Origin of the sequence: Streptomyces diastatochromogenes, assembly GCF_002242805.1 — a bacterium.
GTDB classification, from domain to species: Bacteria; Actinomycetota; Actinomycetes; order Streptomycetales; family Streptomycetaceae; genus Streptomyces; species Streptomyces diastatochromogenes.
This window is the reverse complement of sequence record NZ_MCGQ01000023.1, coordinates 291,428-315,769: the sequence shown is the minus strand read 5'-3', so window position 1 is coordinate 315,769 and position 24,342 is coordinate 291,428. Positions and strand designations below refer to the sequence as shown.

Here is a 24,342-nt window from a genome sequence, read left to right as displayed (position 1 = left end):
CTGGCACTCATTGGGGAGTGAACGGTTGTGACCAGCCGATCAGCCGCCTCGCTCCGGGCGCGGTACGTCGAACAAGCCGTGTCGGATCTGGCGGAGAACCGCCGCAGGCAGCGGGAACTGGCTGAGAAGATCAAGATGTTGGAGCAGGAGGAAACCCTCCTGATGGACATCCTGACGCTGGCCGAACGGTACGAGGAGGCCAACCCTTCTCCCTTGCCCGAGCAGGCGGAGCGTCGACCCGTCGCCGCCCGGGTGAAGGCCGGCGCGACGGAGAAGTCGCGGCAGCCTCTGCTCGGAGATGCCCTGATCGAGCTGCTCGGTACCCACGGTGAGCCGCGGTCGGCCAAGGCCCTGCGCGACGAGCTGATGGAGCGGAACCCGGACCGTTCGCCCACCCCGCAGGTGGTGCGCAACACCCTCGAATCACTCGTTGCGAAGGGGCGGATCCGGCGCCACAAGCGGGAGCGCTCGGTGTCGTACACCCTCGCGGGGCGCGTGACCGGCTGACCTCTGCGAGCAGCCAGGCCCCCGTTGAACAGGGGTTGCGTCAGAGGCGGTCCGCGTCGACGACGGCCTGGGCGAACGCCGTCGGCGCCTCCTGCGGCAGGTTGTGGCCGATGCCGGTCAGCGTCCGGTGCTCGTACGCGCCGGTGAACTTGTCCCGGTACATGGAACCGTCACCGGGCAGTGTGAAGGGATCCTTCTCGGGGTCGAGGGTGATGGTCGGCACCGCGATGGACGGTGCCGTGGCCAGCTTCTCCTCGTAGCGGTCGTAGCGGCGTTCGCCGTCGGCCACGCTGAGCCGCCAGCGGTAGTTGTGGATGACGACCGCGGCGTAGTCGGGGTTGTCGAAGGCGGCCGCGGTGCGCATGAAGGTGGCGTCGTCGAAGTTCCAGGTCGGGGAGACGAGGTCCCAGACGAGCCGGGTCAGCTGGAGGCGGTGGTCGTGGTCCTCCATCGCCTTCTTGCCGCGTTCGGTGGCGAAGTAGAACTGGTACCACCAGGTGTGCTCCGCGGCCGCCGCGAGCGGTTCGAGCTGGGCCTTGCGGTCGGTGACGAGGTAGCCGCTCACCGAGACCAGGGCCTTGACGCGCTCGGGCCACAGGGCCGCGAGGATGTCGCCGGTCCGCGAGCCCCAGTCGAAGCCGGCGATCACCGCCTTGTGGATGTGGAGAGCGTCCATCAGCGCGATGATGTCCAGGGCGATCGCCGACTGCTGCCCGTTGCGGAAGGTGCGGGGGGACAGGAACCGGGTCGTGCCGTGACCGCGGAGATAGGGGACGATCACGCGGTAGCCCTCGGCCGCGAGCAGGGGAGCGACATCGACGTAGCTGTGGATGTCGTAGGGCCAGCCGTGCAGGCAGATGACCACCGGGCCATGAGCGGGGCCCAGCTCGGCGTAACCGACATTCAGCAAACCGGCCTTGACCTGCTTCAGGGAAGGGAAGGAGGTGTGAGTGGCCGGGGTACCCGGAGTGGCCGAGGAGGCCGGGGCGGCGCTCGAAACGCCCTGCAGACCGGCCAGTGGGACGGCGGCCGCTCCCGTACCCAGACCCATCGCCTTGTTGAAGGTACGCCTGTTGATCATGTGAAGCCTCCCGTGTGGTGGGGCAAGTGCCGCACAGCTGCCGCGAGTTTGCGTGCAGGGCGACACTGACACAGTGCGCGTCACTAGTCAAAGAGGTTACGCATCGAGCGTGGTAACCGATTGGACTGGTGATGAGCCTTGCGATCGCCTGCGTCACCTGTCAGAGTGGTTATCTCGACTGGAAGTGGAGTTCGGCCATGGGCAAGGAACCGACGACGGACCCCGCCGCGGCGGCACGGTATGCGCGGTACGGCAAGCTTCCCGAGCGCATCCGCTTCGAGGACATGACCGAAGAAGCGGAAGCCGACCGGAGCGGCGGGGTGACGGCCTCGTACAACCCCGAAGGCACCTGGAACTACTACTCGTGCCTGGCCCTGGACCTGGGGCTGTAGGAGTCGACGCGCCGGCCGATCACACCTCGGGTGCGCTCGTCGTCCAGGAGCAGCAGGTGCGGGGCCGGCTCCGCGCACAGCACGCAGGCCGGGGTGGCGCGCAGCCGCTCGCCGCCGGAGGGCACCCGGACGGGCAGATGGGCGCGGGCACCCCGGAAGAGGGAGCGGGCGAGGGCGTTGCGGACGTTCTCCTCGACGACCTCCTGCTCCGCCCGCACGGCCTCCTCGTACTCGGTGAAGTTGCCCCCATAGAAGCGTAGTTCGCCGTGCCCTGGATGACCGGGGTGATGCCCAGGACCTCGGCGACCGTGAGTTCGCCGGTCAGGGGGAGGCTCTGCGGGAGGTGGTCGAGCGTGGCGGCCATGGCGGCCGAGTCGGTGCCGGGCCGTAGTTCACCGGCGATGAGCTTGAGCAGAGTGCTCTTGCCGGTGCCGTTGGGCGCGACGAGGCCCGTGCGGCCGGGGCCGACGGTGAAGGAGAGGTCCTGGAAGACGGGAGTGTCGTCGGGCCAGGTGAAGGACAGGTTCGAGCAGACGACGGAAGCGTCGGACGGGTATCACCCGGAGATGCATGTCGTCGTCCTGACACCTCTGTGGGCGTACATACGTGTTTCGAAGTGGTCGTGGCGAGCGCCGTAGGGACCTTGAACTGGGCCTTCATTCCGTGAAGTTGGGCGCGTGTGGCGTGCCAACCGCTGCTCTGCTCACTGCTTCTTGACGGGTTGAACCTGCCCATGCAAGCATCGTCACCAGTTAAAGAGGTTACTTACTGCGCCGCCGAGAGCAGGCGCCACCCCCCGACTTCACGACAGGAATGTCAATGAGACGACTTCTGACCCTTCTCGCGGCCGGCGTACCGTTGGCGGCGGCCCTGTGTCTGCCGACCAGCGCTTCCGCGGACAACCGAGGCTCTGCCTCGGCCCCGTTCAACTGCGCGACCGTCTCCGTGAAGGCCCCGGCCGGCACCGAGGTGGAGTCCGTGACGGCGATCCGCCAGGCGGGTGGCACGGTGTACGGGACCGGGATCCTGGGTGGTTCGGTCTCCGATGTACCGGCCTACTGCGAGGTGACGGTCACCCTCACCCATCCCGGCGACGGCGACCACGCCAAGGTGCGGACATGGCTGCCCGCGGAGGGGTGGAACGGCCGTTTCCAGGCGCTCGGCGGCAGCGGCTACGCCGCCGGGGACAACGGCGTGGGCCTGGGTACCGCGGTCAAGAACGGCTACGCCGCCGCCACCACCGACGCGGGCGTGGGCGACGTCCTGGACACCGACTGGGCGCTGAACAGCGAGGGGCAGGTCGACACCGCGCTGCTGAGGAACTTCGCCGACTCCCAGCACGAGATGGCGCTCGTCGGCAAGCAGGTCGTCGACGAGGTCTACGGCAAGGCAGCCTCCTACTCCTACTGGAACGGCTGCTCCACCGGCGGACGCCAGGGCTACATGGAGGCCCAGCGCCACCCCGGCGACTTCGACGGCATCCTCGCCGACGCGCCTGCCGTCAACTGGGACGAGTTCGAGGTCGCGACCCTGTGGCCGCAGGTGGTGATGAACGAGGAGAAGACTCGCCCGAGCACCTGCGAGTTCAACGCCTTCAACCAGGGCGCCCTCAAGGCCTGCGACACGCTCGACGGCGTCAAGGACGGTCTCGTCTCCGACCCCGAGCGGTGCACCTACGACCCCCGCAGGCTGATCGGCACCAAGGTCGTCTGCGCCGGCGAGGAGGAGACCATCACGGCTGCCGACGCGGCCGTGGTGCGCAAGATCTGGGACGGCTCGCGGACCACGTCGGGCAAGAGGCTGTGGTACGGCCTGCCGGTCGGGGCCGACTTCACGAGCCTCGCGGGTGACGCCCCGTTCCCCGTCCCGGCCGCCTGGGTCGCGTCGTGGGTGAAGAAGCAGCCCTCCTTCGACACCTCGACGCTGACGTACGACCGGTTCACGCAGGTGTTCAGGCAGTCCCAGAACGCATACGACGAGATCATCGGCACCGACGACCCGGACCTGTCGGCGTTCCGTGAGTCGGGAGGCAAGCTTCTCACCTACCACGGTCAGGCGGACCAGCTGATCCCCACGCAGGGCACGGTGAACTACCGCGAGCGCGTCGAGCGGAAACTGGGCGGCTCACACCGGGTCGACGACTTCTACCGCCTCTTCCTCGCCCCGGGCACGGCCCACTGCGCACTCAAGGGCAAGGTGGACGGCCTCGCGGCTCTGACCAAGTGGGTCGAGCAGGGCAAGGCACCCGAGACGCTCACCGCCTCCCTCACCGACGCCTCCGGCCAGACCCTCACCCGCGACCTGTGCCGCTACCCCCTGGTCTCCCACTACAAGGGCCAGGGCGACCCGGCCGACGCCGACAGCTTCCGCTGCGTCCCGCCGCACCGCCACTGACCGACATCCCGGCATCCCGGCATCCCGGCATCCAACGTCTCGACCACATCCCGGCACATCCCGATACATTCCGACCCAAGATGGGGGACCCGTCATGGCAGTCAGCTACACAGCCGTCGTCAACGTCACCGGAGAGGGCCGCAACGGCGGCACCGTCCGCTCTCAGGACGGCCTCCTGGATCACAGCCTGTCCATCCCCAAGGAACTCGGCGGCGCAGGTGACGCCACCAACCCGGAACAACTCTTCGCCGCCGGCTGGGCAGCCTGTTTCCTCGGTGCCCTGCGCCGCGCCGCCGCCACCCGCAAGATCAAGCTCACCAGCACCGCCATCACCTCCGAGATCACGCTCACGCACGGCGACGACGGCGAGTTCACCCTTTCCGCCACGCTCAACCCCACCCTCGGCGGCGTCGACGAGCACACCGCGCGGGAACTCGCCGAGGCGGCCCACCACATCTGCCCCTACTCCAAGGCAACGCGCAACAACATCCCCGTCACCATCAACGTCGCCACGACTTCGTCGAAGGACGGCTCGCGGTGAACGCCGCGAAGCGATGGGCGATGACTGCCGCCGCGACGGTCATGGCGGGTGTCGCGGTCGGCACGTTCGCCGTCACGGCGAACGGCGCGTCCCGGCCGGCTGTGGCCGATCGGCAGGCCAGGCCGACCATAGTCCTGGAACACGGCGCCTTCGCCGACGGCTCCAGCTGGAACGGCGTGATCGAAAGGCTGCACGCCGACGGCTACTCGGTCGTCGCGGCAGCCGACCCTCTGCGCGGTCCGCACAGCGACGCCGTCGCTCTGCGCAGGGTCCTCGACCACGTCAAGGGCCCCAAGATCCTCGTCGGCCACTCCTACGGCGGCTCTGTCATCAGCCAGGCCGCTGCCAAGGACCCCCTGGTCAAGGCCCTGGTCTACGTCGCTGCCTTCCTCCCGGCCCCCGGTGAGAGCGCCCTCGGCCTGACGAACAAGTACCCCGGCTCCACTCTCCCCGACGCCCTCGAACCCGTTCCCTACACCGATGCCGACGGCACCACCGGAACCGACCTCTACATCAAGCAGGACAAGTTCCGTCACCAGTTCGCCGCCGACGTTCCCGCGGACCAGGCCGCCCTCATGGCCGCCACCCAGCGGCCCATCGCCGAGGCCGCGCTGGAGGAGAAGGCCACCGGCGCCGCCTGGAGGAACAAGCCCACCTGGGACATCGTCACCACCCAGGACCTCGACATCCCCGCCGCCGTGCAACGCTTCATGGCCCGGCGCGCCCACGCCCACACCATGGAAGTCGCCGCCTCGCACTCCGTGGCCGTCTCACATCCCCGCCTCGTCGCAGATGTCATCGAGAAGGCGGCACGAGCCACGCGGTGAGGCCATCTCCGCCGACGGCGCGGTGTCCGCACGGTCCACACGAACACCCGTCGAGCTCCTTGACCCCCAGTCGGCACTCCACGATGCTGTGTTGCGGCACATGAGATGCGTGCCGTAATGAGCAACGTTTGACAAGTCTGGTACCAGCCGAGGAGTGGCTATGACGCACCAGGTCCGTGCCGTCGTCGCGAGGGGCAAGGGCGCCCCCGTCAGCCTGGAAACGATCATCGTGCCCGACCCGGGCCCGGGTGAGGCGCTGGTGAAGATCCAGGCCTGCGGGGTCTGCCACACCGATCTGCACTATCGCGAGGGCGGCATCAACGACGACTTCCCCTTCCTGCTGGGCCACGAGGCCGCGGGCGTGGTGGAGTCCGTGGGGGAGGGGGTCACCGACGTCGCCCCCGGAGACTTCGTCATCCTCAACTGGCGTGCGGTGTGCGGGCAGTGCCGGGCCTGTCTGCGCGGACGGCCGTGGTACTGCTTCAACACCCACAACGCGAAGCAGAAGATGACCCTGACCGACGGCACCGAGCTGTCCCCGGCGCTGGGTATCGGCGCTTTCGCGGAGAAGACCCTCGTCGCCGCGGGGCAGTGCACTAAGGTCGACCCGGCCGCGTCGGCGGCCGCCGCCGGGCTGCTGGGGTGCGGGGTGATGGCAGGCATCGGCGCGGCCATCAACACCGGGAACGTCGGCCGTGGCGACACGGTCGCCGTCATCGGCTGCGGCGGCGTCGGGGACGCGGCGGTCGCCGGGTCGAACCTGGCGGGCGCGGCGAAGATCATCGCGGTGGACATCGACGACCACAAGCTGGACACCGCCAGGAAGCTGGGCGCGACCCACACCGTCAACGCGAAGAACGCCGACCCGGTCGCGGCGATCCGCGAGCTGACCGGCGGTTTCGGTGCCGATGTCGTCATCGAGGCGGTCGGTCGCCCGGAGACGTACCAGCAGGCGTTCTACGCCCGCGACCTCGCCGGCACGGTCGTCCTCGTCGGGGTGCCGACGCCGGAGATGAAGCTGGAGCTGCCGCTGCTGGACGTCTTCGGCCGTGGTGGCGCGCTGAAGTCCTCCTGGTACGGCGACTGCCTGCCGAGCCGGGACTTCCCGATGCTCATCGACCTGTATCAGCAGGGCCGTCTGGACCTGGACGCCTTCGTGACCGAGACCATCGCCCTCGACGAGGTCGAGAAGGCCTTCGAGCGGATGCACAGCGGCGACGTTCTGCGCTCGGTGGTGGTCCTGTGACAGTCGGAGCCCGCATTGAACGTCTCGTCACCTCGGGGACCTTCTCGCTGGACGGCGGCACCTGGGACGTCGACAACAACGTGTGGATCATCGGCGACGACCGAGAGGTGATCGTCGTCGACGCCGCCCATGACGCCGACGCCATCGCCGAGGCCGTCGGCGGCCGGGCCCTGCGGGCCATCGTGTGCACCCACGCCCACAACGACCACATCGACGCCGCGCCCGAACTCGCAGAGCGCCTCGGCGCACCGGTGCTCCTCCATCCGGACGACCTGCCGCTGTGGAAGCAGACCCACCCCGACCGGGCGCCGGACGCCGAACTGGCCGACGGCCAGATCCTGGCCGTGGCGGGGGTCGAGCTGACCGTGCTGCACACCCCCGGCCACGCCCCGGGCGCGGTCTGCCTGTACGCGCCGAAGCTGACGGCGCTCTTCAGCGGTGACACGCTGTTCGCGGGCGGACCGGGGGCCACGGGACGGTCGTACAGTCACTTCCCGACCATCATCGAGTCGATCCGGGAACGGCTGTTGACCCTGCCCGGCGGCACCGTGGTGCACACCGGTCACGGGGACCCGACCACCATCGGCGCCGAGGCCCCGCATCTGCGGGAATGGATCGCACGCGGTCACTGACCGCCTGACCTGCTCGAAGACACCGATTCCGGTGTCGATCCCTGCCTGGAAAGTGTTGCTCATCGTGCTCTGAGTTGCATGGTGAGCAACGAACGGCAGGGGTCAACCAGGCCTCTGAACGCCTTGACAAGGGTTCGGGGCGACCCCAGACTGATGTTGCGCTTACCGCAATCCGTTTCGCTATACGCACCGAGGTGTCATGATGATTCCCGCGTGCCTTCTTGCGGATCTCCCGCGAGGCGAGGCCCACCGGCTCGACGTCGATCCGCCGGTCTCGGTGTTCCACACCGACGATGGCGAACTCTTCGCCATCGACGACACCTGCACCCACCAGGACGCCTCGCTCGCCGACGGCTGGCTGGAGGGCTGCGAGGTGGAATGCCCGCTGCATGCCTCCAAGTTCGACCTGAGGACCGGCGCCGTCGACGCCCCGCCGGCCAAGCTCCCGGTCCGGACGCACGAGGTCGTCGTCGAGGACGGCATGATCCACGTCCGGCTGTCCACGGACGCGCCCAACCTGCCGCCCTGCATCGCGTCCCGGCTCGCCGGAGGTCCCGCGTGAGGACCGTCGCCGTGGTCGGCGCCTCGCTGGCCGGCCTCTCGGCGGCCCGCTCGCTGCGCAAGCAGGGCTACGACGGGCGGCTGGTCGTCATCGGCGACGAACTCCACCGCCCGTACGACAGGCCCCCGCTGTCCAAGGAGTTCCTGGCCGGCACCCTCGGTGAGACGGAACTCGCGCTGGAGACGGACGGCGAGGACCTGGGGGCGGAGTGGCTGCTCGGTACCCGTGCCGTCGGCCTCGACCGCACCGACCGTACCGTCCGGCTCGCCGACGGGCGGGAGGTGCGGGCGGACGGCGTCGTCATCGCGACCGGTGCCGCGGCGCGCACCCTCCCCGGCTCCGAGGGTCTGGCCGGAGTGCACACCCTGCGCACCCTGGATGACGCCCGCGGCCTGCGGGACGAACTGGCCCGCGGCGGACGCCTGGTGGTGATCGGCGGCGGCTTCATCGGGGCCGAGGTCGCCTCCACCGCGTACGCCCTCGGGCTCGACGTGACCGTCGTGGAGGTGGCCCCGACACCGCTCGCCGGACCGCTCGGCGAGACCATGGGCACCCTCGTCTCCGCCCTCCACGCGGACCATGGCGTACGGCTGTTGTGCGGCGTGGGCGTCAAGGGGCTGAGCGGGGAGACCCGCGTCGAGGCCGTTCTGCTGGAGGACGGCCGCAGCGTCCCCGCCGACATCGTCGTGGTCGGCGTGGGCGCACGCCCGTGCGTCGAGTGGCTGGAGGGCTCCGGCGTCCTGCTCGACAACGGCGTGAAGTGCGGCGCGGACGGCCGGACCAGCTTGGCCGGAGTGGTCGCGGTCGGCGACTGCGCCAACTGGTACGACCCGCGCGCCGGCGCACACCGGCGCGTCGAGCACTGGACCGGTGCACGGGAGCGCCCCGACGCCGCCGTCGCCACGCTGCTGGCGGGGGGTGCCGTGGAACCGGGTGTGCCGCGGCCGCCGTACTTCTGGTCCGACCAGTACGGCGTGAAGATCCAGTTCGTCGGTCACGCGGCCGGCGCCGACAGTGTGACCATCGAGGCGGGCGCCGCGGACGACCGTGACGTCCTGGCCGTCTACCGGCGTGCCGGGGATCCGGTCGCCGTGCTCGGGATGAACCAGCCACGGCTGTTCACCCGCTGGCGCAAGCAGCTCACCGCTGCGACCTCTTGACACCGCCCCTGAGGCATCCCATGCTGCGGTTGCTCATGGCACGCAGTGTTGCTCCATACACAACGCCGTCCGGACTCGTTCTTCCCGGCGCGTGAATGATCTCCCCACGACGTCTCCCGAGGAGTGCACCGTGACCTCGACCAGCCTGCCGGACAGCCTGATCGCCACCCTCCCCGGCTCCTCCTACACGGATCCGGGGATCTTCGCCCAGGAGCAGGAGCGCATATTCGAGACCATGTGGTTCTGCGTCGCGCGCGCCTCCGAACTGGCGAAGCCCGGCGCCTTCCGCACCGTCGACGTGGGTCGCGAGAGCATTCTCGTCACCCGGGCCCGCGACCACTCGATCCGCGCCTACTTCAACGTCTGCCGGCACCGCGGAGCCAAGCTCTGCACGGAGGAGACCGGCGAGGTGAAGCGGGCCTTCCAATGCCCGTACCACGCCTGGACGTACGACCTGAACGGCAAGCTCGTCGCGGCGCCCAACCTCACCAAGATGCCCGACGTCGGCCGCACCGAGTACGGCCTGGTGAGTGTGGCCGTGCGCGAATGGCTCGGCTATGTCTGGGTCTGCCTGGCGGAGAACCCGCCCTCCTTCGAGGAGGACGTCATCGGCGCGGTCGTCGGGCGGCTGGGCGACGTCGAGTCGATCGAGCACTACGACGTCGACAACCTCTCCGTCGGCAAGCGGATCGTCTACGACGTCAAGGCGAACTGGAAGCTCATCATCGAGAACTTCATGGAGTGCTACCACTGCGCCACCATCCACCCCGAACTCACCGAAGTGCTCCCGGAGTTCGCGGACGGCTACGCCGCCCAGTACTACGTCGGCCATGGCGCCGAGTTCGGCGAGGAGGTGCGGGGCTTCACCGTCGACGGTTCCGAGGGCCTGGACCGCATCCCCGGGGTAGCCGAGGGCCAGGACCGCCGCTACTACGCGATCACCGTCAAGCCGCAGGTCTTCATCAACCTCGTCCCCGACCACGTGATCTTCCACCGCATGTATCCGGTGGCTGTGGACCGCACGATCGTCGAGTGCGACTGGCTGTACCTCCCGCACGTCGTCGAGAGCGGCAAGGACGTCAGCCGGTCCGTGGAACTCTTCCACCGGGTCAATCTGCAGGACTTCGACGCCTGCGAGCGCACACAGCCCGGAATGAGCTCCCGGATGTACGCCAAGGGTGGCGTGCTGGTGCCCAGCGAGCACCACATCGGTGCCTTCCACGACTGGGTGAACGAGCGCCTGGGAACGCCCCAGGGGTGACTCAGCCCAGATAGCCCATGCGGTGGCTGATCTCCTCGGCGCCCTTGAGCAGCACCGGGGACAGCTCGTGCAGCCGCTCCTCGGTGAACCGGTACGAGGGCCCGGAGGCGCTCAGCGCCGCGATGACCTCGCCGTCCCGGTCGCGGATGGGAGCCGCCATCGCGTGGAGACCGATCTCCAGCTCCTCCAGGGTCCAGGCGTAGCCGCGCTCCAGAGCCTCGGCGAGGTTCTTCTCCAGCTTCGTCTTCGCGGTGATGGTGCGCGGCGTGACCTTCTTCAGGCCGGCCTCGGACAGCAGCGTGGCGCGCTCCTGGGCGGGCAGGTGGGCCAGCAGGATCTTGCCGCTGGAGGTGGCGTGCAGCGGGGTCAGCTCCCCGACCCAGTTGTGCGCGGCGATGGCTCCCGGGCCGCGCACCTGGTAGAGGTTGATCGCGTAGTGCTCCTGCATGACGGCGATGTTCACGGTCTCGCCGATCTCCTCGGCGAGACGCTCGCAGACCGTGCGCCCCTGCTGTGTGATGTCGAGGCGTCCCGTGACCGCACCGGCCAGGCGTACGATGCCGAAGCCGAGGCGGTACTTGCCGCGCTCGCCCGCCTGCTCCACCAGGCCGCGCGCCTCCAGGGCGCCGAGCAGGCGGAAGGCGGTGGATTTATGGACGTCGATCTCGCCCGCCACCTCGCTGACGCCGGCTTCGCCGCGCTGGGCGAGGATCTCCAGCACACTGATGGCGCGGTCGACCGACTGCACTCCGCCGGCCTGTGACGTGGACGTTTCAGACTCGCTGCTGTAGTTGCTCACAGCGAAACTATACGCGTAGTAAACAACGCCCTCGCAAGTAACGGGACCGAAACGCAGACCTCGGAAGTTGCGTTGTTCGCAACCTGGTGCGCATAGCGCTACTGGGTTTAGCATGCCTCGCGTATCTACGGCGCGAGCGAGACGAGGCACCATGGCTCCCCTGCAATACGACTTCGTCATCGTCGGTGGAGGTTCGGCCGGCAGCGCACTGGCGAACAGGCTCTCCGCGGACCCGGCCAACCGGGTCCTGGTCCTGGAGGCCGGCCGGTCCGACTACCCGTGGGATGTCTTCATCCACATGCCCGCGGCGCTGACCTACCCGATCGGCAGCAGGTTCTACGACTGGAAGTACGAGTCCGAGCCCGAACCCCACATGGGTGGCCGGCGCGTCTACCACGCGCGCGGCAAGGTGCTCGGCGGCTCCAGCAGCATCAACGGCATGATCTTCCAGCGCGGCAACCCCATGGACTACGAGCGCTGGGCGGCCGACCCCGGCATGGAGACCTGGGACTACGCGCACTGTCTGCCGTACTTCCGCCGGATGGAGAACTGTCTCGCGGCCGACCCGGACGACGAGTTCCGCGGCCATGACGGCCCCCTCGTCCTCGAACGCGGCCCGGCGACCAACCCGCTCTTCGGCGCCTTCCTCAAGGCCACCCAGGAAGCGGGCTACGCGCCCACGGACGACGTCAACGGCTACCGGCAGGAAGGCTTCGCCAAGTTCGACCGCAACGTCCACCGCGGCCGCCGCCTGTCGGCCTCCAAGGCGTACCTCAAGCCGGTCAGGAAGCGGCCCAACCTCACCGTCAAGACCCGCTCGCTCGTGACCCGCGTGCTCTTCGAGGGCAAGAAGGCCGTCGGCGTCGAGTACCAGCGCGGCAAGGGCGCCCTCCAGCAGGTCCGTGCCAAGGAAGTCATCCTGTGCGGCGGCGCGATCAACTCCCCGCAGCTCCTGCAGCTCTCCGGCGTCGGCAACGCGGAGGAGCTGAGCGCCCTGGGCATCGACGTCGTCCACGACCTCCCGGGCGTCGGCGAGAACATGCAGGACCACCTGGAGGTCTACGTCCAGTACGCCTGCAAGCAGCCCGTCTCCATGCAGCCGTACATGGCGAAGTGGCGCGCCCCCTTCATCGGGCTGCAGTGGCTCTTCCGGAAGGGCCCGGCAGCCACGAACCACTTCGAGGCCGGCGGGTTCGCCCGCAGCAACGAGGACGTGGACTACCCCAACCTGATGTTCCACTTCCTCCCGGTCGCGGTCCGCTACGACGGCTCCTCGCCCGCCGGTGGCCACGGCTACCAGGTGCATGTGGGTCCCATGTACTCGGACGCCATCGGCTCGGTGAAGATCAAGAGCAAGGACCCGCGGGAACACCCCGCGCTGCGCTTCAACTACCTCTCCACCGAGCAGGACCGCCGCGAGTGGGTCGAGGCGATCCGCGTGGCCCGCAAGCTCCTCAACCAGCCCGGGCTCGCCCCGTACAACGGCGGCGAGGTCTCGCCGGGGCCGCGGGTGGAGACGGACGAGGAGATCCTCGCCTGGGTCGCCAAGGAGGGCGAGACGGCTCTGCACCCGTCCTGCACCTGCAAGATGGGCACCGACGAGATGTCCGTCGTCGACCCCGCCAGCATGCGGGTGCACGGGCTGGAGGGGCTGCGCGTGGTGGACGCCTCCGTCATGCCCTACGTCACCAACGGCAACATCTACGCACCGGTGATGATGATCGCCGAGAAGGCCGCCGACCTGATCCTCGGCAACGAGCCGGCGGCGCCGTCGAAGGCCGCGTACTACCGCCTCCGTGACGCCCGGAAGCAGGTCGGGTAGACCTTGGCCACCGCCGGGCTGAGGGCGCTGCTGGGCAGCGTCCGGTACGAGGTGCTGCCCGCGAAGGCGACCGAGGACAAGGTCCTCGCCCATGTCCCGCGCGACGTCGTCGTCACCGTGACGGCGTCGCCGGTCAAGGGCCTGGAGCCGACCCTCGATCTCGCCACCCGGCTCGCGGCGCACGGCTACCGCGTCGTCCCGCACGTGCCGGCGCGGCTGCTGCGGGACGACGCGCATCTGAAGGACGTGGTCGACCGGCTCCGTGAGGCGGCCGTGGACGACGTCTTCGTCCCGGCAGGCGACGCCGACCCGCCCGCCGGGGTCTACGAGGGGGCGCTGCCGGTGCTGCGCCGGCTGAGCGAACTGGGCAGACCCTTCAGCCACGTCGGTGTCACCGGCTACCCCGAGAGCCATCCCCTGATCCACGACGACATCACCATCCAGGCGATGTGGGACAAGCGGGAGCACGCCACGTACATCGTGAGCAATCTCTGCTTCGACCCGCGGGTGCTGGGGGAGTGGATCGGCCGGATACGGCGCCGGGACGTCGCCCTGCCCGTGTACGTGGGTGTCGCCGGGCCCGTGCAGCGGGCGAAGCTGATGGCGATGGCGACGAAGATCGGGGTGGGGGAGTCGACGCGCTTCCTGACGAAGCACGCCTCCTGGTTCCTGCGGTTCGCGGCGCCCGGCGGGTACTCACCCGTCCGGCTGCTGGCGCGAAGCGAGCAGGCGATGACCGTGCCTTCGGCGGGGGTGGCGGGCCTGCACCTGTTCACCTTCAATCAGATCGCCGAGACGGAACGCTGGCGCCGCGCACTGCTGGACCGGCTGGGCGGCTGAAAGGTCGCCGTATACAGAGAAGGGGCGGGCTGGAGGTCCAGCCCGCCCGCCGTCGTGCCGTATCGCTCAGCGGAAGACCACCGTGCGGTTGCCGTCGATCATCACGCGGCTCTCGCTGTGCCACTTCACGGCGTGCGCGAGCACCTGTGCCTCCACGTCCCGCCCGACCGTGACCAGCTCCCCGGGGTCGAGCGAGTGGTCCACCCTGACCACGTCCTGGTCGATGATCTGGCCCTCGTCCAGGTCCGGCGTCACGTAGTGCGCCGTCGCGCCGACGAGCTTCACTCCGCGGTCGTAGGCCTGCTCGTACGGGCGTGCGCCCTTGAAGCTGGGCAGGAAGGAGTGGTGGATGTTGATGGCCCGGCCCTCCAACTGCTTGCACAGGTCGTCGGAGAGGATCTGCATGTAGCGGGCCAGCACCACCAGGTCGATGTCCAGGTCGTGCACCAGCTCCAGCAGCCGTGCCTCGGCCTCGGACTTGGTCTCCCTGGTCACCGGGATGTGGTGGAAGGGGATGCCGTAGCTCTCCGCGAGTCCCTCGAAGTCCCGGTGGTTGGAGACGATCGCGGGGATCTCGATGTTGAGGGAGCCGGTGTGCCGGCGGAAGAGCAGGTCGTTGAGGCAGTGCCCGAACCTGGACACCATGATCAGCGTCCGGGTCGGGGTCGAGGCGTCCCGCAGGGTCCAGGAGATGCCGTAGGCCTGGGCTACGGGGCCGAACCGGTCACGCAGATGTTCCAGTTCCGTGCTCGGATCGGAAACATCGAAGTGGACCCGCATGAAGAAGCGGTCCTGGAGGCGATCGTCGAACTGCTGGCTCTCCAGGATGTTGCCGGAGTTCCTGACGAGAAAGCCGCTCACGGCGTGGACCAGCCCGGCTCTGTCGGGACAGGAGAGGGTCAGGACGAACTCACGGCCAGGTTGCGGTCGAGTGAACTGAGGGGACACGTCAGCCTCCGCTGGTGCGTAATGCACAACATGGTGAGCGATACGCAACATGGTCGGCTCGGTGCCGCCTGCGGTCAAGGGTGGCCGGTTAAGTGATCACAAGGCGAAATCGTCATCTGCCAACCTCTTGACGTCTGTCTGGACATTCGCCAGGGTGTTCCACCACAAGCAATCGGGTGCACGATGCGCAACGAACTTCAATTGAAAGGCTCGGCGCGTGGCAGACCTGTATGTGGATGGTGAATGGCGGGATCCGGTGGCCGATGGGCACCGGGACATCCGCTGTCCCGCCGACGGCGCGCTCGCGGCGACCGTGTCGGAGGGAACGCGCCCCGACACGGAGGCGGCGATCGCCGCAGCCCGCCGTGCCTTCGACGAGGGGCCCTGGCCGCGCACCCCGGAGCGGGAGCGCGGCGCACTGCTGCTGCGCACCGCCGACCTCATCGAGCGCGACGCCAAGGAATTCGCCCGCGCCGAATCCCTGGACACCGGAAAACGGCTGGTGGAGAGCGAGTACGACATCGCCGACGTCGTCGCCTGCTTCCGATACTACGGCGGCATCGGGGGCACCGACGCCGGCCGCGTGATCGACGCCGGCCGCGACGACGCCGTCAGCCGCGTCGTGTACGAGCCGGTCGGCGTGTGCGGGCTGATCACCCCGTGGAACTACCCGCTGCTCCAGGCGTCCTGGAAGGTGGCACCCGCTCTCCTGGCGGGCAACACGGTCGTCCTCAAGCCCAGTGAACTCACCCCCTCCACCTCGATCCTGCTGATGCGGGCGCTCGAGGAGGCCGGGCTCCCGGCCGGCGCCGCCAATCTCGTCCTGGGCAGCGGGCCCGAGGTGGGCGCACCGCTCTCCGAAGACCCCGCCGTCGACATGGTCTCCTTCACCGGGGGCCTGGAGACCGGCAAGCGCATCATGGCCGCCGCGGCCGCCGGCGTGAAGAAGGTGGCGCTGGAACTCGGCGGCAAGAACCCCAACGTCGTCTTCGCCGACGCCGACTTCGAGACGGCCGTCGACTTCGCCCTCACGGCCGTCTTCCTGCACTCGGGCCAGGTCTGCTCGGCCGGTGCGCGGCTGATCGTCGAGGACTCCCTGCACGATGCCTTCGTCGACGAGATCGTCCGCCGTGCCCGGCAGATCCGCCTCGGCGGCCCCTTCGACCCCGAGGCCGAGACCGGAGCACTGATCTCCGCGCAGCACCGGGAGAAGGTCGAGGCGTACGTCGCGGCCGGCCTCGCCGAGGGCGCCGTACTGCGCTGCGGTGGCGCACGGCCCGACGACCCCGCGCTGGCGAACGGCCACTACTACCCGCCCACCGTGCTCGACGAGTGCCGGCAGGACATGCGTGTGGTGCACGAGGAGTCCTTCGGGCCCGTGCTCACCGTCGAGCGCTTCACCGACGAGGACGACGCCGTACGCATCGCCAACGACACCGAGTACGGACTCGCCGGAGCCGTCTGGACGCAGGACGCCGGCAAGGCTCAGCGGGTCGCCCGGCGGCTGCGCCACGGCACCGTGTGGATCAACGACTACCACCCCTATGTGCCGCAGGCGGAATGGGGTGGGTTCGGGCATTCGGGCGTGGGTCGGGAGCTGGGACCGACCGGCCTGAACGAGTACCGAGAGCCCAAGCACATCTGGCAGAACATCCAACCCCGGCCGCAGCACTGGTTCCGCGGCTGAACGCCGAAAAGAGGTCGAACGTGACCACACAGACCGAGGTGCCGCAGCGGCGCGGCACGCCCCAGGACTCGGGCTCCACCCCGGTCATATCCGTGCGCAGGCTGTGGAAGGTGTTCGGGCCGAAGGCCGACCAGGTACCGGGCTCCGAGGAGCTGTGCGGGCTCACCCGGCGCGAGCTCATGGACCGCACCGGATGCACCGCCGCCGTACGCGACGTCAACTTCGACGTCTCGCCCGGCGAGGTCTTCGTCGTCATGGGCCTGTCCGGCTCGGGCAAGTCCACGCTGGTGCGATGTCTCACCCGGCTGATCGAACCCACCGCCGGTGAGGTCGTCTTCGAGGGCCAGGACATCCGCGAGGCGGACGACAAGCGTCTGCGCGATCTGCGGCGCCGCAAGTTCTCCATGGTCTTCCAGCACTTCGGTCTGCTGCCCCACCGCCGTGTCGTGGACAACGTGGCGTTCGGGCTGGAGATCCGGGGCATGGGCAGGGCCGAACGCACCAGGCGGGCCCAGGAGGTCGTCGAGCTGGTCGGCCTCGCGGGCTACGAGAACTCCTACCCCGACCAGCTCTCCGGCGGTATGCAGCAGCGCGTCGGCCTCGCCCGGGCGCTGGCCGGCGACCCGGACGTGCTCTTCTTCGACGAGCCGTTCTCGGCGCTCGACCCGCTGATCCGCCGCGACATGCAGAACGAGGTCATCCGGCTGCACCACGAGGTCGGCAAGACGATGGTGTTCATCACCCACGACCTCTCCGAGGCCCTCAAGCTGGGCGACCGCATCCTGATCATGCGCGACGGCAAGATGGTCCAGTGCGGCACCGGCGACGAGCTGGTGGGCGCCCCCGCCGACGACTACGTACGCGAGTTCGTCAAGGACGTGCCGCGCGGCGACGTCCTCACCCTGCGCTGGATCATGCGTGCTCCGGAGGACGGCGACGAACTGGACGGTCCCGAGCTGGGCCCGGACGTCGTGGTGAAGGAGGCCACCCGGGCGGTGCTCGCGGCCGACAAGCCGGTCAAGGTCGTCGAGAACGGCAAGCTGCTCGGCATCGTCGGCGACGAGGAGATCCTCGCGGTGGTCGCCGGGCAGGAAGGCGGCGCGTGATGACCGTCGCCATCGAGAAACCCGAGAAAACAGAGGCCGCGGAACCGGCCGCGCCCGCCAAGGGTGCCCGCAAGGTCAGCCGGCCCGTGATGATCGGCGCGATCTTCGTGGTCTGGCTGGTGCTGTTCGCCGTCCTGCGCGGCAAGCAGACCCTGTCCCTGGCGGTGGCCGATCTGACCGACCTGCACCGGTGGATCAACGACTTCAACGACTCCATCGGCGCCAACCGCAACTCCAACCCGCTCTTCCTGTACTTCTTCAACGAGATCCGGCTGGTCATCGACAATCTGGTGACCTTCGTCCAGCACCTGATCTCCCAGCCGTCCGGGTCCCGCCCGGTCCCGGAGATCGGCTGGCTCGGCGTCGTCGGCCTGGCCGGTTACGTCTCCTGGGCCGCGGGCAACTGGCGGGTCGCCCTGCTGGCCGTGGCGGGCTTCACCTTCTTCGGGCTGCAGGGGCTGTGGCAGGAGAGCATGGACACCCTGGCGCTCATCCTGTGCGCGGTGTTCGTGGCCCTGCTGTTCGCGATCCCGCTCGGGGTGTGGGCCGGTCTTTCGGACCGGTTCAACCGGATCATGACGCCCTTCCTGGACTTCATGCAGACGATGCCGACCTTCGTCTACCTGGCGCCGCTGACCCTGTTCTTCCTCATCGGCGGCGCGTCCGCCACCATCGCCACCGTGATCTACGCGGCTCCGCCGACGATCCGCATCACCGCGCACGCCATCCGCAACGTGTCGAAGACGACGGTCGAGGCGGCCGACTCACTGGGTGCCACGCGCCGCCAGTCGCTGCTGAAGGTCCTGCTGCCGATGTCCAAGCGGACCGTGGTGATGGGCGTCAACCAGACCATCATGGCCGCCCTGGCCATGGTGACCATCGCGGCCCTGATCAACGCGCCGGGCCTCGGCGTGAACGTCCTCCAGGCACTGCAGTCGCTCGACGTCGGCACGGCCTTCAACGCGGGCCTCGCCATCGTGGTCATGGCGATCGTGCTGGACCGGGTCACGACCGCGGCCAGCGCGCGCGAGGAGAACGCGCGACGTTCCAAGAACCGCTTCGTGAAGTGGCGGCGGCCGCTGCTGGGCCTCGGTGCCGTGGTCACGGTGGTCCTGATCTATCTGTCGCACACCTACCTGTGGGCGGCCGACTTCCCCGGCGACGGCACCGTCGGCAGCCACATCGCGAGCGCGACGGACACCGCGACCAACTGGGCGCAGGACCATCTGTCGGGCCTGACCAACGCCTTCCGCGACGCCATCACCAACGGCCTGCTCAACCCGTTCCAGACGCTGCTCACCGACTCCCCGTGGTGGCTCGTCGGCGCGGTGCTGATCGCGCTCGCCGTGGTGCTGGGCGGCTGGAAGGCCGGGATCACCGCCGCCGTGTGCGTGGGCCTGCTGGTCGCCACCGGTGTGTGGTCGGACGCCATGACCACGCTGGCCTCGACGATCGTCGCGACGGTGCTCGTGATGATCCTCGGCATCGTCTTCGGCGTGTGGATGGGCCGCAGCATGATGGTCGACCGAATGATCCGGCCCACCCTGGACGCGGCCCAGGTCATGCCGCCGTTCGTCTATCTCGTGCCGTTCCTCGCGCTGTTCGGTGCCACCCGCTTCACGGCCATCGTCGCCGCGATCGTCTACGGGGCACCCGTGGCCATGAAGATCATCGCCGACGGGATCCGGGCCGTCCCCGAGACCACCGTGGAAGCGGCCACCTCCGCCGGGTGCAACACCTGGCAGATCATCACCAAGGTTCAACTGCCGATGTCACGCAGTGCCCTGACACTCGCGACCAACCAGGGCCTGATCTACGTGCTGTCGATGGTTGTTGTGGGCGGCCTGGTAGGCGCGGGCGCCCTCGGCTACGACGTCGTGGCCGGATTCTCGCAGGGAGAGCTGTACGGCAAGGGGCTGGCGGCGGGACTCGCCATCGTACTGCTCGGAGTCATGTTCGACCGGATCACTCAGGCTGCGGCGCGACGCGCGGGCGCTTAAGGAGCACGACACCATGGCAAGACACTGGCGAGCCGGCGCGGCCGGCCTGGCCGTCCTCGGCCTCACCCTCACCGCCTGCGGCGGCGCGAAGGTCGGCGACTCCTCCTCGGGTTCGAACGGCGCGGGCAGCTCGGGCAAGTGCGCCACGTTCAACCTCGCGGTCAACCCTTGGGTGGGTTACGAGGCCGACGCGGCGGTCGTCGCGTACGTCGCCGAGCACAACCTCGGCTGCAAGGTCACCAAGAAGAACCTGAAGGAAGAGATCGCCTGGCAGGGCTTCGGCACCGGCGAGGTCGACGCCGTCCTGGAGAACTGGGGCCACGACGACCTGAAGAAGAAGTACGTCACCCAGCAGAAGACCGCCGTGGAGGCCGGCCAGACCGGCAACAAGGGCATCATCGGCTGGTACGTGCCGCCGTGGCTGGCCAAGGCGCACCCCGACATCCTCGACTGGAAGAACCTCGACAAGTACGCGTCGAACTTCAAGACGTCCGAGTCGGGCGGCAAGGGCCAGCTCCTCGACGGCGACCCCTCCTACGTCACCAACGACGCGGCGCTGGTGAAGAACCTGAAGCTGGACTTCAAGGTGGTGTACGCGGGAAGCGAGACCGCGCTCATCCAGTCCTTCCGGGACGCGGAGAAGAACAAGAAGTGGGTGATCGGCTACTTCTACGAGCCGCAGTGGTTCCTGTCCGAGGTCCCGCTGAAGAAGGTCTCCCTGCCCACGTACACGACGGGCTGTGACGCCGACGCGGCGAAGGTCGCCTGCGACTATCCGGTGTACGACCTCGACAAGATCGTCAGCGCGAAGTTCGCCAAGTCCGGCAGCCCCGCCTACAACCTGGTGAAGAACTTCAACTGGACGAACGAGGACCAGAACACGGTCGCCAAGTACATCGCCCAGGACAAGATGTCCGACGAGGCGGCGGCGAAGAAGTGGGTCGACGCCAACAAGGACAAGGTGGACGCCTGGCTCAAGTGAGCCGAGTCCGCGGGCCGGTCGAACATGCCCGGCGGGCGGTGCGCACCTGTGCGCACCGCCCGCCGGGCATTGCCGTGTTCCGGCCGGTGTTCCGGGCCGTTCTCCGACGTCACGCACCCCTTGACACCCCTGACTCGCGACAGGCACATTGAGTTGCGCAACCTGAATCGAGTTGCGTAAACAGCAACTGACCGGTTTTGATTTCGGAGGTGCGGCGATGGCGGGACCCCGAGTGGTGATCATCGGAGCGGGCGTCGTGGGAGCGGCACTCGCGGACGAGATCTCCGCGCGAGGCTGGACCGAAGTGACCGTGGTCGACCAGGGTCCCCTCCCCGCCACCGGGGGATCCTCGTCGCACGCTCCCGGCCTGGTCTTCCAGACCAACTCCTCCAAGACCATGACCGAGCTGGCCCGCTACACCGTCGAGAAGTTCTGCTCCCTCGACGTCGACGGCAAGCCCTGCTTCCTGCAGGTCGGCGGCCTCGAAGTGGCGACCACCCCCGAGCGCCTCACGGAACTGCGCCGCCGGCACGGCTGGATCAGCGCCTGGGGCATCGAGGGCCGGCTGCTGAGCCCCGACGAGTGCGTCGAGCAGCACCCGCTGGTCAACCGCGACAAGGTCCTCGGCGGCCTCCTGGTACCCACCGACGGCCTCGCCAAGGCCGTCCTCGCCGTCGAGGCGCAGATCCGCCGGGCCACCGAGCGCGGCGTCCGCTTCCTCGCCCGCCATGAAGTGCTCGACGTCCAGCAGGCCGACGGCCGCGTCACCGGCGTCCTCACCGACCAGGGCGAGATCCCCGCCGACATCGTGGTGTGCTGTGCCGGCATCTGGGGCCCGAAGATCGCCCGCATGGTCGGCATGAACCTCCCGCTGACCCCGCTCGCCCACCAGCTCGCCTGGACCGGCCCGGTCCCGGCGCTGGCGGGCCAGACGGAGGAGGCGGTCCGGCCGATCCTGCGCCACCAGGACGCCGACCTCTACTACCGCGACCGCTTCGACGGCATCGGCATCGGCTACTACGGCCACCGCCCGATGCCCATCACCGCGGACGAGATCCTCTCCTTCGACGAGGCCGAGACCATGCCCTCGGTCCTGAAGTTCACCGAGGAGGACTTCGAGCCCGCCTGGACGGAGACCCAGTCCCTCCTCCCCGCCACCAAGGAGGCGAAGGTCGAGGAGGGCATCAACGGCCTCTTCTCCTTCACCACCGACAACTTCCCGCTCCTCGGGGAGTCCCCGGACGTCAAGGGCTTCTGGGTCGCCGAGGCCGTCTGGGTCACCCACTCGGCCGGCGTGGGCCGAGCGGTGGCCGAGTGGCTGGTCGACGGCCACTGCTCGTCCTTCGACCTGCACGAGTGCGACGTCAACCGCTTCGAGCCGCACCAGCTGGCCCCGGAGTACGTCCTGGCCCGCGACTGCCAGAACTTCGTCGAGGTCTACGACATCCTCCACCCCCTCCAGCCGTCCGGGACACCACGCCCGATCCGCACCAGCCCCTTCCACGCCCGCCAGCAGGAGCTGGGCGCCTTCTTCCTGGAGGCGAACGGCTGGGAGCGCCCGCAGTGGTACGAGGCCAACGCGGGCCTGGTCGAAGGCCGCACGATCCCCACCCCCAACGACTGGGCCGCGCAGTACTGGTCGCCCATCGTCGGCGCCGAGGCGCAGGCCACCCGCGAGACCGTCGCGATGTACGACATGACGGCCCTCAAGCGCCTCGAGGTCAGCGGCCCCGGTGCCGCCGCCTTCCTGGAGCGCCTGTGCACCGGCAAGGTCGCCAAGTCGGTCGGCTCGGTGACGTACACCCTGCTCCTCGACCACGACGGCGGCATCCGCAGCGACGTCACCGTCGCCCGCCTCGCCCGCGACCTCTTCCAGGTAGGTGCCAACGGCAACCTGGACCTCGACTGGTTCAGCCGCCACCTCCCCGCCGACGGCACGGTCCAGGTACGCGACATCACCCCCGGCACCTGCTGCATCGGCCTGTGGGGCCCGCTGGCCCGCAAGGTCCTCCAGCCCCTCACCGACGCGGACTTCTCGGGCGACGGCCTGAAGTACTTCCGGGCCAAGCGCGCCTACATCGGCTCGGTGCCCGTCACCGCGATGCGGCTGTCGTACGTCGGTGAACTCGGCTGGGAGCTCTACACCACCGCCGACCAGGGCCTGAAGCTGTGGGACACCCTGTGGCAGGCGGCCGAGCCCCTCGGCGGCGTCATCGCGGGCCGGGGTGCCTTCAACAGTCTCCGCCTGGAGAAGGGCTACCGCTCCTTCGGCACCGACATGACCTACGAGCACGACCCCTACGAGGCCGGCGTCGGCTTCGCCGTCAAGCTCGACAAGGACGACTTCATCGGCAAGGCCGCGCTGGAGCGCCGCAAGGCCGACGTACGGCGCAAGCTGACGTGCCTCACCGTCGACGACCCGCAGTCGGTCGTCATGGGCAAGGAGCCGGTGTACGACGGTGAGCGGGCGGTCGGCTATGTCACTAGCGCCGCCTACGGCTACACGATCGGCAAGGGGATCGCTTACGCGTGGCTGCCGACGGAGCTCAGTGTCCCCGGAACCAGTGTGCAGATCGGCTACTTCGACCAGCGGATCGAGGCGGTCGTGGCCGAGGAGCCGCTGTTCGACCCGACCATGTCCCGCCTCCGTGGCTGACCGAGGGAAGACGATGACCGCGCAGCTGCTCGACGGCAAGGCGACCGCGGCCGCGATACGCCGTGAACTCGCCGAACGCGTAAGCAAACTGACCGCGACGGGCAGCCGCCCGCCCGGCCTCGGCACGGTCCTGGTCGGCGACGACCCCGGCAGCCGTGCCTACGTCGCCGGCAAACACCGCGACTGTGCTCAGGTCGGGATCGCCTCCATCCGCCGGGATCTGCCCGCCGACGCCTCGCAGAGCCAGGTCGAGGACGTCATCGACGAGCTCAACGCCGACCCGGCCTGCACCGGCTACATCGTCCAGCTCCCGCTCCCGCGCCACCTGGACACCAACGCCGTACTGGCACGCATGGACCCGGCCAAGGACGCCGACGGACTGCACCCCGTCAACCTCGGCCGGCTCGTTCTCGGCGTCGAGGCCCCGCTGCCGTGCACACCGCGGGGCATCGTCGAACTGCTGCGGCGGTACGACGTTCCCCTCGCCGGAGCACGGGTGTGCGTGGTCGGCCGCGGCATCACCGTCGGCCGCCCCATCGGACTGCTGCTGACCCGCCGCTCCGAGAACGCCACCGTCACTCTGTGCCACACCGGCACCAAGGGTCTGGCCTGGCACATACGCGAGGCGGACGTCGTCATCGCGGCCGCCGGCTCGCCCGGACTGATCACCAAGGACATGCTGCGCCCCGGCGCGGCGGTCCTGGACGTCGGCATCACCCGCACCGACGGAGGTCTGGTGGGTGATGTGCACCCCGAGGCCGCGACGGTCGCCGGGTGGCTCGCGCCGATGCCCGGAGGCGTGGGCCCCATGACGAGGGCGATGCTGCTCGCCAACGTCGTCGAGGCCGCCGAGAGGAACGCGAACGCCGTATGAACCTGTCCCTCCCAGAGGTCGGAGC

At 69.0% G+C, this 24,342-nt stretch carries 22 protein-coding genes and 1 pseudogene; 18 read left to right on the top strand and 5 right to left on the bottom strand.

Annotated elements, in window-relative coordinates; translation table 11 throughout:
- Positions 1–27 precede the first annotated feature (27 nt).
- A complete protein-coding gene (locus BEK98_RS27765; protein ID WP_094219395.1) occupies positions 28–507 on the top strand; it encodes a hypothetical protein in 480 nt (159 codons plus the stop codon).
- A 40-nt stretch (positions 508–547) separates the two neighbouring features.
- Here the strand turns inward: BEK98_RS27765 and BEK98_RS27760 are convergent, their stop codons facing one another.
- A complete protein-coding gene (locus BEK98_RS27760; protein ID WP_094219394.1) occupies positions 548–1,588 on the bottom strand; it encodes an alpha/beta fold hydrolase in 1,041 nt (346 codons plus the stop codon).
- A 197-nt stretch (positions 1,589–1,785) separates the two neighbouring features.
- Here BEK98_RS27760 and BEK98_RS27755 point away from each other — a divergent pair, with 197 nt between their 5' ends.
- The gene (locus BEK98_RS27755) at positions 1,786–1,980 is read left to right on the top strand and encodes a hypothetical protein (RefSeq protein WP_094219393.1); all 195 of its coding nucleotides are present in this window, start codon (positions 1,786–1,788) and stop codon (positions 1,978–1,980) included.
- Here BEK98_RS27755 and BEK98_RS48645 read toward each other — a convergent pair.
- Together BEK98_RS48645 and BEK98_RS50965 are read right to left on the bottom strand one after the other, a co-directional pair.
- Entirely contained in the window at positions 1,947–2,198 is a 252-nt protein-coding gene (locus BEK98_RS48645) for a hypothetical protein (RefSeq protein ID WP_143684163.1), read from the bottom strand. The genes BEK98_RS27755 and BEK98_RS48645 overlap by 34 nt on opposite strands.
- A 53-nt stretch (positions 2,199–2,251) precedes the next feature.
- A pseudogene (locus tag BEK98_RS50965) lies at positions 2,252–2,503 on the bottom strand (ATP-binding cassette domain-containing protein); the annotation flags it as partial.
- A 296-nt stretch (positions 2,504–2,799) separates the two neighbouring features.
- Between BEK98_RS50965 and BEK98_RS27740 the strand changes: the two are divergent.
- From BEK98_RS27740 to BEK98_RS27705, 8 genes are all read left to right on the top strand, one after another.
- Positions 2,800–4,374 carry a tannase/feruloyl esterase family alpha/beta hydrolase gene (locus tag BEK98_RS27740; protein WP_094219391.1) on the top strand — a complete coding sequence of 525 codons (1,575 nt, stop codon included), beginning with the start codon at positions 2,800–2,802 and terminating at the stop codon, positions 4,372–4,374.
- A gap of 94 nt (positions 4,375–4,468) precedes the next feature.
- A complete protein-coding gene (locus tag BEK98_RS27735; protein WP_094219390.1) occupies positions 4,469–4,915 on the top strand; it encodes an organic hydroperoxide resistance protein in 447 nt (148 codons plus the stop codon).
- Positions 4,916–4,935: 20 nt separating this feature from the next.
- Positions 4,936–5,742: an alpha/beta fold hydrolase gene (locus tag BEK98_RS27730; protein WP_094219463.1), complete on the top strand. Its 807-nt coding sequence runs from the start codon at positions 4,936–4,938 to the stop codon at positions 5,740–5,742.
- Between the two features lie 160 nt (positions 5,743–5,902).
- The gene (locus tag BEK98_RS27725; RefSeq protein ID WP_094219389.1) at positions 5,903–6,988 is read left to right on the top strand and encodes an S-(hydroxymethyl)mycothiol dehydrogenase; all 1,086 of its coding nucleotides are present in this window, start codon (positions 5,903–5,905) and stop codon (positions 6,986–6,988) included.
- On the top strand, positions 6,985–7,620 hold the full coding sequence (locus BEK98_RS27720; RefSeq protein WP_094219388.1) for an MBL fold metallo-hydrolase: 636 nt from the start codon (positions 6,985–6,987) through the stop codon (positions 7,618–7,620). The genes BEK98_RS27725 and BEK98_RS27720 overlap by 4 nt, the downstream gene beginning before the upstream one ends.
- A gap of 199 nt (positions 7,621–7,819) precedes the next feature.
- Entirely contained in the window at positions 7,820–8,182 is a 363-nt protein-coding gene (locus tag BEK98_RS27715) for a bifunctional 3-phenylpropionate/cinnamic acid dioxygenase ferredoxin subunit (protein ID WP_094219387.1), read from the top strand.
- Positions 8,179–9,342 (top strand): NAD(P)/FAD-dependent oxidoreductase, encoded by a 1,164-nt coding sequence (locus tag BEK98_RS27710; RefSeq protein ID WP_208643249.1) that lies wholly within the window; start codon positions 8,179–8,181, stop codon positions 9,340–9,342. Before BEK98_RS27715 ends, BEK98_RS27710 begins: the two co-directional genes overlap by 4 nt.
- Positions 9,343–9,472: 130 nt before the next feature.
- The gene (locus BEK98_RS27705) at positions 9,473–10,603 is read left to right on the top strand and encodes an aromatic ring-hydroxylating oxygenase subunit alpha (protein ID WP_094219386.1); all 1,131 of its coding nucleotides are present in this window, start codon (positions 9,473–9,475) and stop codon (positions 10,601–10,603) included.
- Between the two features lies 1 nt (position 10,604).
- On the opposite strand, the gene BEK98_RS27700 is transcribed toward BEK98_RS27705, so the two are convergent.
- Positions 10,605–11,351 carry an IclR family transcriptional regulator gene (locus BEK98_RS27700; protein WP_094219385.1) on the bottom strand — a complete coding sequence of 249 codons (747 nt, stop codon included), beginning with the start codon at positions 11,349–11,351 and terminating at the stop codon, positions 10,605–10,607.
- A gap of 202 nt (positions 11,352–11,553) precedes the next feature.
- Between BEK98_RS27700 and betA the strand changes: the two genes are divergently transcribed.
- Together betA and BEK98_RS27690 are read left to right on the top strand one after the other, a co-directional pair.
- The gene (betA, locus tag BEK98_RS27695) at positions 11,554–13,224 is read left to right on the top strand and encodes a choline dehydrogenase (protein WP_094219384.1); all 1,671 of its coding nucleotides are present in this window, start codon (positions 11,554–11,556) and stop codon (positions 13,222–13,224) included.
- Between the two features lie 3 nt (positions 13,225–13,227).
- Positions 13,228–14,064 carry a methylenetetrahydrofolate reductase gene (locus BEK98_RS27690; protein ID WP_094219383.1) on the top strand — a complete coding sequence of 279 codons (837 nt, stop codon included), beginning with the start codon at positions 13,228–13,230 and terminating at the stop codon, positions 14,062–14,064.
- A gap of 66 nt (positions 14,065–14,130) precedes the next feature.
- On the opposite strand, the gene purU is transcribed toward BEK98_RS27690, so the two are convergent.
- Positions 14,131–15,012: a formyltetrahydrofolate deformylase gene (gene purU / locus BEK98_RS27685; RefSeq protein ID WP_094219382.1), complete on the bottom strand. Its 882-nt coding sequence runs from the start codon at positions 15,010–15,012 to the stop codon at positions 14,131–14,133.
- A gap of 217 nt (positions 15,013–15,229) precedes the next feature.
- Here purU and BEK98_RS27680 point away from each other — a divergent pair, with 217 nt between their 5' ends.
- The 6 genes from BEK98_RS27680 (at position 15,230) to BEK98_RS27655 (ending at position 24,317) form a co-directional block, all read left to right on the top strand.
- Positions 15,230–16,699 carry an aldehyde dehydrogenase family protein gene (locus BEK98_RS27680; RefSeq protein ID WP_094219381.1) on the top strand — a complete coding sequence of 490 codons (1,470 nt, stop codon included), beginning with the start codon at positions 15,230–15,232 and terminating at the stop codon, positions 16,697–16,699.
- Between the two features lie 20 nt (positions 16,700–16,719).
- A complete protein-coding gene (locus BEK98_RS27675) occupies positions 16,720–17,805 on the top strand; it encodes a quaternary amine ABC transporter ATP-binding protein (RefSeq protein WP_094219380.1) in 1,086 nt (361 codons plus the stop codon).
- Positions 17,805–19,805: an ABC transporter permease gene (locus tag BEK98_RS27670; RefSeq protein ID WP_094219379.1), complete on the top strand. Its 2,001-nt coding sequence runs from the start codon at positions 17,805–17,807 to the stop codon at positions 19,803–19,805. Before BEK98_RS27675 ends, BEK98_RS27670 begins: the two co-directional genes overlap by 1 nt.
- A 13-nt stretch (positions 19,806–19,818) precedes the next feature.
- On the top strand, positions 19,819–20,787 hold the full coding sequence (locus BEK98_RS27665; RefSeq protein WP_094219378.1) for an ABC transporter substrate-binding protein: 969 nt from the start codon (positions 19,819–19,821) through the stop codon (positions 20,785–20,787).
- A 217-nt stretch (positions 20,788–21,004) separates the two neighbouring features.
- Positions 21,005–23,443 carry a GcvT family protein gene (locus BEK98_RS27660; protein WP_094219377.1) on the top strand — a complete coding sequence of 813 codons (2,439 nt, stop codon included), beginning with the start codon at positions 21,005–21,007 and terminating at the stop codon, positions 23,441–23,443.
- 13 nt (positions 23,444–23,456) lie between these two features.
- Positions 23,457–24,317, top strand: a complete 861-nt coding sequence (locus BEK98_RS27655) for a bifunctional methylenetetrahydrofolate dehydrogenase/methenyltetrahydrofolate cyclohydrolase (protein WP_094219376.1) — start codon at positions 23,457–23,459, stop codon at positions 24,315–24,317.
- Positions 24,318–24,342 lie beyond the last annotated feature (25 nt).

Coding starts and splice junctions, on each gene's coding strand:
- BEK98_RS27760 (WP_094219394.1), bottom strand. CDS start 1,588: ATGATCAACAGGCGTACCTTCAACAAGGCGATGGGTCTGGGTACGGGA.
- BEK98_RS27755 (WP_094219393.1), top strand. CDS start 1,786: ATGGGCAAGGAACCGACGACGGACCCCGCCGCGGCGGCACGGTATGCG.
- BEK98_RS27740 (WP_094219391.1), top strand. CDS start 2,800: ATGAGACGACTTCTGACCCTTCTCGCGGCCGGCGTACCGTTGGCGGCG.
- BEK98_RS27735 (WP_094219390.1), top strand. CDS start 4,469: ATGGCAGTCAGCTACACAGCCGTCGTCAACGTCACCGGAGAGGGCCGC.
- BEK98_RS27730 (WP_094219463.1), top strand. CDS start 4,936: ATGACTGCCGCCGCGACGGTCATGGCGGGTGTCGCGGTCGGCACGTTC.
- BEK98_RS27725 (WP_094219389.1), top strand. CDS start 5,903: ATGACGCACCAGGTCCGTGCCGTCGTCGCGAGGGGCAAGGGCGCCCCC.
- BEK98_RS27715 (WP_094219387.1), top strand. CDS start 7,820: ATGATGATTCCCGCGTGCCTTCTTGCGGATCTCCCGCGAGGCGAGGCC.
- betA (WP_094219384.1), top strand. CDS start 11,554: ATGGCTCCCCTGCAATACGACTTCGTCATCGTCGGTGGAGGTTCGGCC.
- BEK98_RS27670 (WP_094219379.1), top strand. CDS start 17,805: ATGACCGTCGCCATCGAGAAACCCGAGAAAACAGAGGCCGCGGAACCG.
- BEK98_RS27665 (WP_094219378.1), top strand. CDS start 19,819: ATGGCAAGACACTGGCGAGCCGGCGCGGCCGGCCTGGCCGTCCTCGGC.
- BEK98_RS27660 (WP_094219377.1), top strand. CDS start 21,005: ATGGCGGGACCCCGAGTGGTGATCATCGGAGCGGGCGTCGTGGGAGCG.
- BEK98_RS27655 (WP_094219376.1), top strand. CDS start 23,457: ATGACCGCGCAGCTGCTCGACGGCAAGGCGACCGCGGCCGCGATACGC.